Genomic DNA, 13,991 nt, shown 5'->3' with positions numbered 1-13,991 from the left:
GCCGGGTCAGGGCCACAGCAGTTCGCGCGCCCAGCCGTCCGGCGTACGGCGGTAACGCAGCCGCACGTGGCGGCGCCGGGCGTCGCCCTGGAAGAACTCGGCCTCGGTGGGCCGGAGGCGGTAGAGGGTCCAGGAGGGGACCTCGGTGTCCGGGGCGCCGGCGGCCCGCTCCCAGGCCGACTCCGAGGCCCGGGCCAGCTCGTCCAGGGAGTCCAGGACCTCGCTCTGCCGACCGGTGAGGGCGGCGGCCAGGGCGCCCGTCGAGCGGGCGTGCAGGTCCGCCTGCGCCTCCTCGGGCGGGGCGAGAGTGACCGGGCCCCGGACGCGGACCTGGCGGCCCAGGACCGGCCAGTAGAAGGCGAGGGCGGCATGCGGACTCGCGGCGAGCTGGCGGCCCTTGCGGCTGCCGGCGTGGGTGGCGAAGGACCAGCCCTCGGCGTCCGCGCCGTGCAGCATCACGATGCGGACGTCGGGCCGGCCCTCCTCGTCCGCCGTCGCCAGCGACATCGTGTGCGGCTCGGGCTGCCCGGCCGCCGCCGCCTCCGCCAGCCACCGCGCGAAGAGGGGCAGCGGGGCGGCGGGTGCCGCCGCGGGGTCGAGGGCGGGCAGTTCGGTGAGCTCCGGGTCCCAGACGCGAAGTGACGTCAGCAGCTCGTGAAGATCCGGTTCCATGCCCCGAGTATCGCCCCGCCCCGCGCCGGACCTCAGCTCTTCCGGGCCTCCGGGGTCTCCGGGGCCTCCTGGCGCTCCGTGACCTCCTCGGTCTCCTCGGCCTCCTCAGTGGTCCGCTGCTCGCGCAGCGCCTGTTCGACCGCGTCCCGTACGCGGGCGTCCTCGCGCAGCTTGCGGCGGGCGCGGCCGCGGCGGGTGCGGACGACCGCTCCGACGGCGACCGCGATCAGCAGGACGAGGAGCAGCAGCAGCGTCCACGGGACGGCCCAGCCGTGCGCGGTGGCCGTCACCGGGTCGAGCGTGGTGGTGGAGCCCGACGCGTCGGTGAGCAGGGGAGTGAGGGTGGCGGTCGCGGTCAGGACGACGCCTGGCACCACGCCGTGCACGGGCACCTTCACCTTCCAGCTCTCGCCCGGGAGCAGCTCGGGCGGCGAGGGGATCCGGCCCGCCTCGGTGCGCAGCCATCCGAACGGGCCCGAGACCGACACCGCCTGCCGGGCCGAGAGCACGGCGTTGCCGGTGTTGTGGATCGTGTACGTGACGGTGGCGTCGCCCGTGGCGAACGGGTTGGCCGAGCCGGAGTGGTCCACGTGCAGGTTCTCGACCGCCAGGGCCGGTCGGAGGTCGCCGCTGACGCGCAGCTTGACCCGGATGCCGAGGCGCCGGTCCACGTTGATGCCCTCGGCCTCGTCGGACTGCCGCAGCGAGGTCAGGACGCCGCCCACGTAGTCGCCGGGCGTGGCGTTGCCGGGCACGGTGACCGTGAAGGGGACCTTGACGGACGTGCCGGGCTTGAGGACGACGCTCGTGCGGTCGGCGTGCACCCAGGCGCCGATGCCGACGGACTTCTTGTCCTTGGTGAGCAGGTCGAGCTGGCCGGTGTCGGTGGTGAAGCCGTCGGCGGCGTACACGGCCAGGGTGAGCGGGGACTTGCCGCGGTTGGAGACCACCATGGCATCCTCGACGCGTCCACCGGGGTTCACGGCGTAGCTGAAGCTGGACCGGTCGGCACCGTAGCTGTTCGGCGCCGTCCTGACCGTCCAGGTGACGTCGCCGCCGTCCGCCGCGGCCGGGGCGGCCCGCAGCCCGGTGAGGGCGAAGGCCAGGAGCAGGGCCAGGGCGGCGGTGCGGGCGAGTGCGGTGACCGTGGTCTTCCGGCGCGTTGCGGGCAGGGGCATCTCGGGGTCCTCGGGCGGTCTGGTGCGGGTCTGGAACGAGTGGCGGGGGGTGGGCACCGGAAGGTGCCCACCCCCCTGGTCAAGCGGTTACGGTCAGCTGCTCAGAGCGGTGATCGTGAGAGTGGCGCGGTAGGCGCCCTTGTCGACGCTGCCCGGGATCCTCAGATCCAGGTCGGCGCCCAGCTTGGCCTTGCCCTTGGGGTGACCCTGGTCGGCCCAGCCCAGACCGCGCGAGACGGACAGACCCGCGCCGCCACCGTCGTAGCCGGAGGCCACCTCCCCGCTGGCCTTGGCGCCGGCGCCCTCCTGGAGCACGTTCGGCGTCCAGCCGAGGTAGGCACCGGAGAACACCTTGTCGGCGTCCTTGAAGTCACCCACGCTGGCCGAGATCGACCACGGGGCGAGCGAGCGGCGGCTGTCCGACACGAGGATCGGGTTGATCCTGCCGGTGGCCTGGAAGTAGTCGCCGTCGTGGTCCTTGGCGGTGCCGAGGTCCACCAGGCCGTTGTAGCCGTCGATCGTCCAGCCGAACTCGCCCGGGGCGGCGTTCGGGACGTTCACCTGGATGTCCTGGCCGTCGCCGTGGTACGGGTGCACGGTGACCTTGTCGACGACCGAGCCGACCGGCTGACCGGAGGGCGTGTTGACGCAGGAGGACTGGCCGAGCTCCACCGCGGCGTTGGGCGCCGCGCAGGTGCCGCTGCGCAGGTTCTCGACGACGAGCTTGTCGTTGCGGACCTTGACCTTGACGTAGCTGCGGACGTTCTCCTGGTTCTGGACCGAGTTGAACCAGTAGTTACCGGGGTTCAGCGGGTCGGCACCGTTGCCGGCGCCGCTCGTGCCGCTGGTGTCCGGCTTGGTGATGCCGTAGTACTTCGAGCCCGAGGCCGAGTTGGCCGTCACGTACAGCACACCGCCGGGGCCGGGGTACACGTCGGCGGCGCCGGGCTGCTCGTCCTTGTTCTGCTTCTCGCTGTTCTTCAGCAGGTAGCTGCGCGAGTAGGCGTGGTCGTGGCCGGCCAGCACCAGGTCGACACCGAGCTTGGAGAAGGCGGCCGGCAGGTCGCCTCGGCGGACCTTGGCGTCGGAGTCCTTGGCGTGGGACGCCGGCGAGTACATGGCGTGGTGGAAGACGAGCACCTTCCACTTGGCCTCGGAGCCGTGCTTGTTGATGACGTCCGTGACGTAGCCGATGTGCGCGGCGTCGCCGCCGCCGCCCTGGCTGGTGGCGTAGCTGTTGCTGTTGATGTCGATGAACAGCACATCCTTGTAGATGTACCAGTAGTTGCCACCCGACGTGTTGGAACCCGGCTGGCCGTTGGAGTACAGCGGCGCCGAGCGGTCGGTGTTCGGCGTGTAGAGGTGCTGCTCGTACGCCTTGCCGCCGACGTCGTGGTTGCCGATGGTGGCGGCCCACGGGTACTGGCGGAGCTGGTCGGGGGCGAGGAAGGCGTTCCACTGGGACTCGGTGTTGGCGGTCTCGACGTGGTCGCCGCCCGACACCAGCAGCTCGCTGTCCGGGTTGGCGCCGAGCGCGACGTCGAGGGTGTCCTGCCAGCCGGCCTGGTCCTTGCCGGTGTTGCCGGACGAGCCGATCTGCGGGTCGCCGAAGAACAGGAAGTCGTAGTCGCCCTTGAAGTCCTGCGTCTTGAAGGAGTACGCGGAGGACCAGTTGCCCTCGGAGCCGACCCGGTAGGAGTAGGCCGTGTGCTCACGGAGACCGGTGAGCGTGGCGTGGCGGTTGTAGCCGCCGCTGGTGGCGATGTTCTCCCCGCCGAGGGCGTCGAAGGTGATGGCGGAGGCCGGGAACTCGCCCTTGTCCACCTGCGCCGTCGGCGCGAGCTGGACCTTCTGCGCGGTGTCGGCCGAGGAGTACCAGGTCACGGTGCGCTGGGACTCGTTGGCGCCGACGCCGAGGATGATGCCGGTGAACGTGCTGGTCTCGGCCGCCTGGACCGGGGAGGCCAGGCCGCTGCCGAGGGCCACCGTCAGGCCCAGGAATGCCGCGGCGGCACCCGTGGCCACGCGGCGCCGCGCCGACCCGGAAGCCGACGAGGAGGGTCTCGAAATCATCAGATTCGTTCCTTTGGTGCACGGAGGTGCATGGAATGGAGGCCATCAAGGTCTCCGGATTTGGTAAATCAATCGCAAATGCGATCTTGGAATCAGCTGAACTTCGCGCTAGACCTGCGCTGTTCTCAGCCTTCGAGCACCCGCTGTACGAACCACACCGAACCCATGACGGCCACCCCCGCGCACAGTGCGCCGGTCGCCCACATGCCCGCCCTCGGCGCACGGTGACGCAGCAGCGCGAGGAGCGGGAAGACGATCACGATGATCCCCAACTGCACTGCTTCGATACCGACGTTGAACACCAGCAGGGACCACAGCAGGGTCCACGACCACGGCTCGTCGATCCCGAGGGCGCCTGCGAACCCCAGGCCGTGCACGAGGCCGAAGCAGAACACGACCCCGAGGCGCAGCCATCCGGCCCGGTCCAGGCCCAACGGGCCCTGTTCCGCGGGTCCGGCGAGCGTGGCCACGTCGTCGTGCCGCCGGAGCCGCAACAGGTGCCAGCCGGCGACGACGGCGATCGACAGCGCGATGACGGGCTCCACGATCCGCTCCGGCGCCTCCACCAGGCCGAGGGCGGCGAGCAGGAACGTCACCGAGTGGGCCAGGGTGAAACTCGTGGCCGCGAGCACGATCTCGCGCAGGCGGCGGGACCCGGCGATGAGCGCCAGCAGGAACAGGATGTGGTCGACTCCGGTCAGCAGGTGCTCGGCGCCCAGGCGGAAGAACTCCCAGAACCGCTCGTACCACGACTGACTGATCGAGAAGGACGGATGCCCGGCGTCGAGCGCGGCGCTGCCGGAGAGACCGGTGAGGTCGTAGGTGGCGATCGTCCTGGTGCCGCGTACGTAGCCCTCGGAGTCGGGGAAGAGCGTGCTGCGCACCTCGCGGTCGCCGCCCTCCGCGGGGCAGGCCCACTCCAGCGGCAGGGAGGCGTACGGGACGCCCTCCCGCCGGCCCATCGTGACGTCGCCGGCCCGCGACGGTGTGCAGGCCTTGCCGCCGGCGGCGACCGAGAAGCGCCCGGTGACGTACGTGACGGCCGAGGCGGCGTGCGACTCGAGCGCCGCGGCCTGCGCCCGGGCGTCCTCGGCCTCGAAGGCGGCGGTGCCGGCCCGGAAGAGGGGGTCGTCGTGTTCGGCGTCGGCGGCGGACACGACGAAGAGGTCGTACTCCAGCTCCAGCACCGTGCGTATGCGTCCGCCGTCGCCGCCCGTGATGTGGACGTACACGACGGACGAGAATCCATGGGCCGAGGCCGGTTGCCCGAGGCCCAGGAAGGCGATCACTGCCGCGGTGATTCCGACGAGGGCGCGGCGGACCCGTGATGACATGGTGGCTCCTTGGGGTTTCCCGTGCACGGTGCATGTCATCGGTGAACAAACTCCGGCCCGTCGGCGAACCGTTGAGAAACAAGCCCCGTATCGGCCCTCGCGGGGGCGACCCGTGGCGGTCGCGGATAGCAGGATGGCGGCGCACCCACGATCACTCGGAGGACGATCGCCTTGCGCTCCCCGCTTCGGGCCGTTGCCACGCTGGCCGCGGCCGCCGCGCTGGTCACCGGATGCGGCTCCGGCGACGACTGGTCACAGCCGCACGCGAAGCCCACCGCCGTGGGCATGCTCGGCGCGGGGTTCACCGACCCCTCCGCCCCGCCCACCCCGGAGGCCACGGTCACGCCGCGGCCCGGTTCCTGGAACGGTGTGCACCCGCCGAAGGGCTACCGCGTGGTGCTGCTCACCGCGGGCGACGACCGTCCGACCAGGGCCCTGGTGTCGGCGGTGAAGGACTGGGCCGCGAGCGAGCACGTGAACCTCAGGACGGTGACCGCCGACGGCCCCCACGACCTCGTTCCCGCCATCGACAGGGCCATCGGCATGGGCCCTGACCTGGTCGTCGGCGCGGGCAACGATCTCGTCGACCCGCTCGCCGTGGTCACCGCGAGCCATCTGTCGCAGCAGTTCCTCGTCGTCGGCGCGGAGCTCGCCGAACCCACCCACAACGTCACGGCGGTCGACTGGTCCGGTGCCTCGTTCCGGGGCGAGGGACTCGGCATGTCCTCGACCTACGACCCGGAGTCGTTCACCGCCGCGCGCTGCGCCGCAGCCGTCCGGGCGGGCGTCGCGGCCGTCCTCCACGACCTGACGGGCATCGTGATCTGGCTCGACCGGCTCTAGGGTCGTTCGGGTTTCTCCCCGCACATGGCAGCAGGCGGCGGTCCACCCGGGTGGACCGCCGCCTGCCTGACAGGACTTGGGGCCCGGACGGAGTCCGAGGCCGGTGCACGGGCTATCGCGTCGGCTTCTTGCCGGTGACGCCCAGGTGAACCAGGAGCGCCAGGTTCGGCCTCAGCTCGGCCTGCTTCACCCCCGGGGCGAAGCCCTTCTGGTGGGAGGCGACCGCCGCGAGCATAGCGACCAGCGAACCGGCGATCGCGGCCGGATTCACATCCTTGTCGACCCGGCCCTTGGACTGGAGTTCGGTGACAGATTCCGCCAGGGAGTTGTTCACGGAGTTCAGGATCTTCGAACGGATCTTGTAAAAGCGCTTGTCGCCCTCGGCGGCACCGAGATCGATCACGCGCAGAATGGCGTCGTTGTGGCGCCAGAACTCGAGAAACCCGTCCACGAGTTCCTGCGCCGTCTGCCAGCCGGCCTTCCCGGCCCACGACCGGCCTTCGAGCAGCTCGGCCAACCCGGCGCCCTCGGCGGCCATTTGCTCGGCGATCTCCAGAACGGCGCCCTCGACATCGGGGAAGTACTGATAGAAGGTCGCGGGCGAAGTCCCCGCCTTCCTGGCGACATCGATGACCTTGACGTCCCGGTAGGGGGAGGAGCTGAGCATCTCGCTGAGGCAGTCGAGCAGCTTCTGCCGGGTCGCCTGCCCACGTCGACCGGCCACGCGGCCGTCGACGGTACGCACTTGTCCTGTCATGTCGTCAGCTTACCGAGCAGTGATCGGAGCGCGATTCGGCCGACTGCAAATGGGGTGCATGAGCTCGGAGAGGCTGGTGTGCCTGGTCTGCGGGCTGCGCGTGACCCGGCTACTTTGGCGACATGGCCGAAAACAGGGCATCCGCGAGCACAGAGGGCGTCCCCTGCTGGGTGGACGCGCAGCTTCCCGACGTCGAGGCGGGAAAGCGGTTCTACGGTGAGCTCTTCGGGTGGAGCTTCGCGGAGGAGACGTACGGAGCGTCCGTACCGGCCCGGCTGCACGGGGAGCCCGTCGCCGCGCTCTCGCCGAAGACGGACGGCCGTATGCCCACCGTCTGGACCGTGTACTTCGCGACCCCGGACATCCGGGCGCTGGCCGAGCGGATCGGGGCCGGCGGCGGGCAGATCGTGATCCCGCCCGCCCGGGTCGACGGCCTGGGCCTGGCCGCCCTCGCCGCCGATCCCGAGGGCGCCGTCTTCGGGCTGTGGCAGCCGGACAGCCACCAGGGCTTCGGCAGACGCCACGAGCCGGGCACCTTCGTCTGGGCCCAGCTCTACGCCCGCGACACCGAGGCCGCCAACGTCTTCTACGGCGGACTGTTCCACGACGCCCTGTTCGGGCCGGGCGCCGAGCCCGAATTCGGCCGGGCCGCCGTCTCCGACGTCTTCCCGGCCGAGATGCCGCCGCACTTCCTCGTCCACTTCCGGGTCGCGGAGCTGGAGGAGGCTCTCGGCACGGTCGCCCGGCTCGGCGGACGGGTGCAGGTGCCGCCCTTCGGGACGTCGTACGGAACCGTCGCCGTCGTCGCCGACAATCAGGGGGCGTCCTTCGCCCTCCTGGAGAGGTGAGGGAGCGGCGATCGGAGAGGTGAAATCCGCCCCCCGACCGGGAAGAGGGGGTTTTGCGGCGTGACATCCCGATGTGTCGCCGGGTTCGCAACCTGTGCGCCGGACAGGAAGAATCAGGGTGCGTGCCGCCACGGCGGTGCGGTGGTGAGACGCTGCACTTCGGTCGCGTACATATGTGGGTGGCGCGGCTCGTACGGGGAGGTGGCAGGCAAGTGGTGGATCAGCTGACGCAGCACGACCCGCGGCGGATCGGGCCGTTCGAGGTGCTGGGACGGCTGGGTGCCGGCGGCATGGGGCTGGTCTATCTCGCGCGCTCGGCGTCCGGCCGGCGCGTGGCGATCAAGACGGTCAGGACCGAGCTGGCCGAGGACCAGCTCTTCCGGGTCCGCTTCACGCGTGAGGTGGAGGCCGCGCGGGCGGTCTCCGGCTTCTACACGGCCGCGGTCGTCGACGCCGACCCGCGCGCCGCCGTGCCGTGGCTGGCCACCGCCTACGTCCCGGCGCCCTCCCTGGAGGAGATAGTGACCGAGTGCGGTCCGCTCCCGGCCCAGGCGGTGCGCTGGCTGGCGGCGGGCGTCGCCGAGGCGCTCCAGTCCATCCACGGCGCCGGGCTCGTCCACCGCGACCTGAAGCCGTCGAACGTCCTCGTCGTCGAGGACGGGCCGCGCGTGATCGACTTCGGAATCGCCTCCGGGGTCTCCAACACCCGGCTGACCATGACGAACGTCGCCGTCGGCACGCCCGCGTACATGTCCCCGGAGCAGGCCAAGGACTCGCGCAGCGTCACCGGCGCCAGCGACGTCTTCTCGCTCGGCTCGATGCTGGTGTTCGCCGCCACCGGGCATCCGCCCTTCCACGGCGCCAACCCCGTCGAGACGGTCTTCATGCTGCTGCGCGAGGGCCCCGACCTGGAGGGACTCCCGGACGAGCTGCGTCCGCTGATCGACTCCTGCATGCAGATGGAGGCCACCGGGCGGCCCAAGCCGGCCGACCTCCAGGCCCAGCTCGCGCCCCATCTGTTCGGCTCCGGCTCCGACGACAGCGGTACGGCCTCCGCCTGGCTGCCCGAGCCGGCGGTCGGCCTCATCGAGTCCCGCCGCGGCGGCCGCCTGGCCCTGCCGCCCGCCCCACGGGTCGCCGTACCGCCGCCGCCGTCGCACAGCCCCGCCGTCCCGGCCCCGGCCGTACCCGCGCCGGTGGGCATCCCCGACTCCGGTCCCGTGCGGCTGGCCGGCGCCCAGGTGCCGATCGGCCCCGGTCCGCGCGTCGCCGACGCCCGTGCCGCCGCCGTCAAGGCGCCCCCGCCCGAGGCGGGCCTGGCCGCCACCTGGTCCCGGCCGCACCCCGGCGTCAACGGCGCCGACCCCGCCGTACCGGCCATGCCGCCGGAGACGCCGACCGGCTGGCGCCCGTGGCGCTTCCGCATGTCCAACGACGTCTGGGGCACCCCGTCCGTCGCCGACGACCTCGTCTACGTCACCTCCTTCGAGGTGCACGCCCTGGACGTGGCCACCGGCCGCCGCCGCTTCAAGACCCGCGACGTGGCCTGGTCCATGGCGGTCGCCGACGGCCGGGTGCACGCCTCCGACGGGCCCACCCTGTTCGCCCTGGACGCCCGCGAGGGCACCGACCTGTGGCGGGTGCAGACCGACGCCTGGGTGTACTCCCTCAAGGCCGACCGCGGCACGGTCGTCACCGGCACCCGCGGCGGGGGCGTCCAGGCCTGGGAGGCCGCGGGCGGCCAGAAGCTGTGGGAGATCGCCGGCTGCCAGACCGACTTCGAGTCCCCCGAGGCGGGCCCCGTCGTCCACGACGGCACGGTGTACGTCTGGCAGGACGCCCGCCTGCGCGCCCTGGAGGCCCGCACGGGCGAGGAGCGCTGGTCCTACCCGATCGGCGACGCGGCCTCCTGCGGCGGCGTGCCGGTGCGCGTCACCCCGGCCCCGGACGGCTACGTCTACGTCTGCGCCGGCACCCGCGTGCTCGCCGTGGACGTGGCGAGCGGCCGTGTCCGCTGGCACTTCGAGGCGCCCGCGGTCTTCCTCTGCCCGCCGGCCTTCGCGCCGGGTCCGGCGGTGAGCGGCGGCGGCGTCTACCTCGCCGACTACCTCGGCACCGTCTACGCCCTCGACGCCACCGACGGCCGCGACCGCTGGCGCATCGCCACCGAGTCCCGGGCCTCCGTCGCCCCGGTCCTGGTCGCCGCCGGGCACGTCCACGTCGGCAGCGGCCGGGGCCTGTACACCCTGGACGCGGTCACCGGAACGCCCAAGTGGCGCTTCCAGGCGGGCGGCGAGATCGTCGGTGCCCCGGCGGTCGCCGAGGGCCGTATCCACTTCGGCTCCACCGACCACCTGCTGTACACGCTCAAGGCCGACGACGGCCGGCTGCGCTGGAAGCTCGCCACCGGCGGCGAGATCACCGGCTCCCCGGTGGTCAGGGACGGGGTCGTGTACGCGTGCAGCAAGGACCGCTGCGTGTACGCCCTGGACGCGGAGAAGGGGACGGGCACCGCCCGCACCACCTGAACCCGCGCGGGGAGGTGGGGGTGACGGCCGCCGTACGGGATGCGCGGAAGGGGCGCTCGGACGACGGCCGTCGGTCCTGGCCGACGGCGCTCTTGGTCACCACCGGCGCATACGACGCTACTCCGCGTGCGGCACCGCCGCCACGCGAGTCACACCGAGCCGCCACTGCGCCGACCGGGTGACGCCGACCCGCCCCCGGACACACCTCGGCCGCGGCGGCTCCCCCTCGGTGCCACCGCGGCCGATCCCCGTGTGAGAGGGCGTTCTAGCTCGGGTTGGACGTGATGTGCGTGTTGTCCGGCTTGGCCGTGCCGCCGTCATCCACCTTCTCGACGTCGGTGATGTGCGTGTTGAGCGGCTTGACCTCGGTGCCGGCCTCGGCGTCGGTGATGTGCGTGTTGGCCGGCTTGACGACCGGCTTGTCCTTGCTGGTCTCGCTCATGCTGCTGTCTCCCGTTGCTGTGTGCCGTTCGAGGTGGTTGGGGGCCCGCCGGTCACTCCCCCGTGGGTGGCCGGACGGGCCCCTTCGAGTCGCCCGCTCCGGATGACGAGTGCGGCGACCTCACCGGCGATTCGTCTGCCCCCCGACGCGACGAAACCGACAAGGAAGAGGATGCCGGGCCGCGATAAACGAATGATGAACGCCTCGGCCGCGGCGTCACGCCACGGCGGCAGGGGCCAGCAGCGCGCGCACCTCCGCGACCTCGGGGGAGCGTAGCCGCTCGTAGATCTCCAGTGCCTCCTGCCAGCACACCCGGGCCCTCCCGGACTGGCCCAGCCCGCTCAGGGCCGTGCCGAGCACGGTGAGGACGTTGCCGCGGCGCCAGTCGCCGCCGATGCCCCGCAGCGCGGCGAGTGCCATCTCGGCGTTGGCGGCGGCCTGCGCGGGATGCTGGGCGAGGAGATCGACCTCCGCGAGCCGGAAGAGGGCCATGCCCTCCCACAGGCGCTGACGACTGGTGCGGAACACCTGGAGCGCCGCACCGAGATGGGCGGCGGCGTCGGCCACTTGACCGTTCTTGCCGAGGGCCATCCCGAGGGCGTAGTGGCCGTTCGCGACCTTGAGCGAGTGCCCGAGTCGCTCGTACATCTCCACGCCCTGCCGTGCGAGGCGCGCGGCGCTCTCGGCGCGCTCCGTCTCCAGGTGCAGACGGGACAGGTTGCACAACGCGGCCGCCGCGCCGGCGAGGTCGTCGCAGGCGCGGAAGTCGCGGATGGCTCGCTCCAGGTACTCCTCGGCCTCCGCGAACCGGCTCTGGTAGAAGGCGAACGCCCCCAGGATGTTCACCGCCCAGCAGCAGGGCAGCGGATCGTCCGCGGCCTCCGACAGCGCGAGTGCCTGCCGCGCCTCCTGGTCGGCCCGGTCGAAGTGGCCCGACCAGTGGCGCGCGTTGGCGAGGACCAGGATGGCCCGCCCCTCCGCCCGGCCGTCCGACGCGGCGCGGGCCGCATCGCGCAGTGCCGCCGCGGTCGCCTCGTACTCCCTGGAGTTCGCCCCCGACTCCGCGAGATCGACCGCGGCCCACAGCAGGTCGACAGCGCGGCGGAGTGTGGCGGCGCCGGACGACTGCCGTACGCAGGCCAGGAGCGGGACCGCCTCGCAGTAGAGCCAGTCCTGCGCGGCGCGACGGTCCGCGAAGTCCAGTCCGGCGTAGCGGGGCTCCTCCAAGTGGTCCACCAGCATGTCTCCGGGCCGGTCGATGGCGAAGACCCGGGCCGCCGTCGCCAGGTAGAAGTCCAGCAGCCGCGACATCGCAGCCGCGCGCTCGCCCGGCGGGTGTTCGTCGCGTTCCGCGCAGGCGCGGGCGTAGAGGCGGACCAGGTCGTGGAAGCGGTAACGGCCGGGGGCCGCCGACTCCAGGAGCGAGGTGTCGACCAGGGACTCCAGCAGGTCCTCGGTGTCGTCCGCCGGCAGGTCCAGTACGGCGGCCGCCGCGTCCAGGGACATGTCCGGGCCGTCGGCCAGGCCCAGGAGGCGGAACGCGCGGGCCTGCGCGGGCTCCAGCTGCCCGTAGCCCAGCTCGAACGTCGCCTTCACCGCCAGGTCGCCCGCCTGGAGCTCGTCCAACCGCCGCCGCTCGTCACCGAGTTTCGCCGCCAGGACCGACACCGTCCAGGTCCTGCGCGCCGCCAGCCGGGACGCCGCGATACGGATGGCCAGGGGCAGGAAACCGCAGGCGGCGACCACGTCGAGGGCCGCCTCGCGCTCGCCCGCCACCCGCTCCTCGCCCACGATCCTCGTGAACAGGGACAGCGCCTCGTCGGGGCTCATCACGTCCAGGTCCACCAGGTGCGCGCCCGCCAGGTCCACCATCCGCACCCGGGACGTGATCAGGGCCGCGCAGCCCTCCGTCCCCGGCAGCAGCGGCCTGATCTGGGCCGCGTCCCGCGCGTTGTCCAGCAGGACGAGGACCCGGCGGCCGTCGAGCACCGAGCGGTACAGGGCCGCGCGTTCCTCCAGGGAGTCCGGGATCGCGGAGTCCGCGGTGCCGAGGGCGCGCAGGAAGGAGCCGAGGACGGTCTCCGGCTCGGCCGCTCTGGCACCGGCGCCCTGGAGGTCCACGTACAACTGGCCGTCCGGGAAAGCGGCCCGCGCCTGGTGGGCCACGTGGACGGCGAGCGTCGTCTTGCCCACGCCGCCGATCCCGGCCACCGCCGACACGGCCATCACACGCCCGTCGGCCGAGGCCAGCACCTCGCTCAGCTCGGCCACGAAGGAGCTGCGGCCCGTGAAGTCCGGTACGGTCGCCGGGAGTTGCGCGGGGCGTACGGCGACCACCGCCGGTTCGGCCACCGGCGAGGACGGCTCGGCGAGGGCCGGGTCGGCCTGGAGGATGCGCTGTTGCAGTTCACGCAGTTCCGGGCGGGGGTCCACGCCCAGCTCGTCGGCCAGGAGGCGTCTGGTGTCGGCGTACACCGCCAGCGCCTCCGCCTGCCGGCCGCTGCGGTACAGCGCCAGCATCAGCAGCTCGCGCAGCCGTTCCCGCAGCGGGTGGGCCGCCGTCAGCGCCGTCAGCTCCGAGACGGCCTCCGCGTGGCAGCCCTGTTCCAGGTCCATGTCCAGGCAGGACTCGAGGAGTTGCAGTCGCCATTCCTCCAGGCGCACCCGCTGTGCCTCCGCGTAGGGACCGGGCACCCCGGCCAGCGGCTCCCCGTCCCACAGGGCGAGCGCCCGCCGCAGCAGCTCGCGCGCCTGGCACAGGTCCCCGGCCGACCGGGTCTTGTCGGCGAGGGCCGCGAGCTCCTGCGCCTCGGCCAGGTCGAGCGCGCCCTCGCCCGCCCCGCGCACGGCGTATCCGCCGGACTCGCTGACCAGCACCCCGGGGTCCAGCGCCTTGCGCAGCCGGGAGGCGTACGTCCGCACCGCCGCCAGCGCCTGCGACGGCGGCTCCTCGCCCCACAGCGCGTCGATCAGCTCGGCCGCGGTCGCGGTGCGCCCCTCGCGCAGCAGCAGCGCCGCCAGCAGGGCGCGTTGCTGCGGGGAACCGGTGGGCAGAGGCTGCTCTCCGCGCCAGGCGCGCACCGGACCGAGCACGCTGAAGCGCAGCGTCGCCGATTGCTCGGGACACCGCTGCTCAGGTACTCGCGGTACACCTTCCATCGCTGCCCCCTGGCCCCCTGTCGAACCGTCAACAAGCAAGGCCAGTTTGCCTTGTTCACGGCAGATGCGTCAGCTCCCGAGACGGCGATCACAGCCACGCACATCCCACGACACAAGGCCCACACATCCTCTCCGCACGCTCTTGGCCCCGACGGCC

General features: G+C 72.5%; 10 protein-coding genes. 3 read left to right on the top strand and 7 right to left on the bottom strand.

The features are described from left to right. Positions 1-6: 6 nt before the first annotated feature. From OIE49_RS16235 to OIE49_RS16220, 4 genes are all read right to left on the bottom strand, one after another. Positions 7-672, bottom strand: a complete 666-nt coding sequence (locus OIE49_RS16235) for a pyridoxine/pyridoxamine 5'-phosphate oxidase (RefSeq protein ID WP_326802947.1) — start codon at positions 670-672, stop codon at positions 7-9. A gap of 32 nt (positions 673-704) precedes the next feature. Then, the gene (locus OIE49_RS16230; RefSeq protein WP_326802946.1) at positions 705-1,850 is read right to left on the bottom strand and encodes a WxL protein peptidoglycan domain-containing protein; all 1,146 of its coding nucleotides are present in this window, start codon (positions 1,848-1,850) and stop codon (positions 705-707) included. A 93-nt stretch (positions 1,851-1,943) separates the two neighbouring features. Beyond that, positions 1,944-3,923, bottom strand: a complete 1,980-nt coding sequence (locus OIE49_RS16225) for a metallophosphoesterase family protein (protein ID WP_326802945.1) — start codon at positions 3,921-3,923, stop codon at positions 1,944-1,946. Positions 3,924-4,048: 125 nt separating this feature from the next. Then, positions 4,049-5,257, bottom strand: coding sequence for a HupE/UreJ family protein (locus OIE49_RS16220; protein WP_326802944.1), 1,209 nt, complete (start codon positions 5,255-5,257; stop codon positions 4,049-4,051). A gap of 171 nt (positions 5,258-5,428) precedes the next feature. On the opposite strand from OIE49_RS16220, the gene OIE49_RS16215 reads away from it, so the two are divergent. Further along, entirely contained in the window at positions 5,429-6,100 is a 672-nt protein-coding gene (locus tag OIE49_RS16215) for a hypothetical protein (RefSeq protein ID WP_326802943.1), read from the top strand. A 112-nt stretch (positions 6,101-6,212) separates the two neighbouring features. Here the strand turns inward: OIE49_RS16215 and OIE49_RS16210 are convergent, their stop codons facing one another. Continuing rightward, complete coding sequence (locus tag OIE49_RS16210; RefSeq protein ID WP_100568931.1) at positions 6,213-6,845, bottom strand: TetR family transcriptional regulator; 633 nt, start codon at positions 6,843-6,845, stop codon at positions 6,213-6,215. 134 nt (positions 6,846-6,979) lie between these two features. Here OIE49_RS16210 and OIE49_RS16205 point away from each other — a divergent pair, with 134 nt between their 5' ends. Then, on the top strand, positions 6,980-7,705 hold the full coding sequence (locus OIE49_RS16205) for a VOC family protein (protein WP_326802942.1): 726 nt from the start codon (positions 6,980-6,982) through the stop codon (positions 7,703-7,705). Between the two features lie 212 nt (positions 7,706-7,917). Then, on the top strand, positions 7,918-10,233 hold the full coding sequence (locus OIE49_RS16200) for a serine/threonine-protein kinase (RefSeq protein WP_326802941.1): 2,316 nt from the start codon (positions 7,918-7,920) through the stop codon (positions 10,231-10,233). Positions 10,234-10,498: 265 nt separating this feature from the next. Here OIE49_RS16200 and OIE49_RS16195 read toward each other — a convergent pair whose 3' ends face one another. Next, positions 10,499-10,675 carry a hypothetical protein gene (locus tag OIE49_RS16195; protein ID WP_326802940.1) on the bottom strand — a complete coding sequence of 59 codons (177 nt, stop codon included), beginning with the start codon at positions 10,673-10,675 and terminating at the stop codon, positions 10,499-10,501. 216 nt (positions 10,676-10,891) lie between these two features. Beyond that, positions 10,892-13,834: an AfsR/SARP family transcriptional regulator gene (locus tag OIE49_RS16190; RefSeq protein ID WP_326802939.1), complete on the bottom strand. Its 2,943-nt coding sequence runs from the start codon at positions 13,832-13,834 to the stop codon at positions 10,892-10,894. Positions 13,835-13,991: the final 157 nt, after the last annotated feature.

It is taken from the genome of Streptomyces sp. NBC_01788 (assembly GCF_035917575.1).
Taxonomy (GTDB): Bacteria; Actinomycetota; Actinomycetes; order Streptomycetales; family Streptomycetaceae; genus Streptomyces.
This window is presented reverse-complemented; position numbering and strand designations above follow the sequence as displayed.

Coding starts and splice junctions, on each gene's coding strand:
- OIE49_RS16235 (WP_326802947.1), bottom strand. CDS start 672: ATGGAACCGGATCTTCACGAGCTGCTGACGTCACTTCGCGTCTGGGAC.
- OIE49_RS16230 (WP_326802946.1), bottom strand. CDS start 1,850: ATGCCCCTGCCCGCAACGCGCCGGAAGACCACGGTCACCGCACTCGCC.
- OIE49_RS16225 (WP_326802945.1), bottom strand. CDS start 3,923: ATGATTTCGAGACCCTCCTCGTCGGCTTCCGGGTCGGCGCGGCGCCGC.
- OIE49_RS16220 (WP_326802944.1), bottom strand. CDS start 5,257: ATGTCATCACGGGTCCGCCGCGCCCTCGTCGGAATCACCGCGGCAGTG.
- OIE49_RS16205 (WP_326802942.1), top strand. CDS start 6,980: ATGGCCGAAAACAGGGCATCCGCGAGCACAGAGGGCGTCCCCTGCTGG.
- OIE49_RS16195 (WP_326802940.1), bottom strand. CDS start 10,675: ATGAGCGAGACCAGCAAGGACAAGCCGGTCGTCAAGCCGGCCAACACG.
- OIE49_RS16190 (WP_326802939.1), bottom strand. CDS start 13,834: ATGGAAGGTGTACCGCGAGTACCTGAGCAGCGGTGTCCCGAGCAATCG.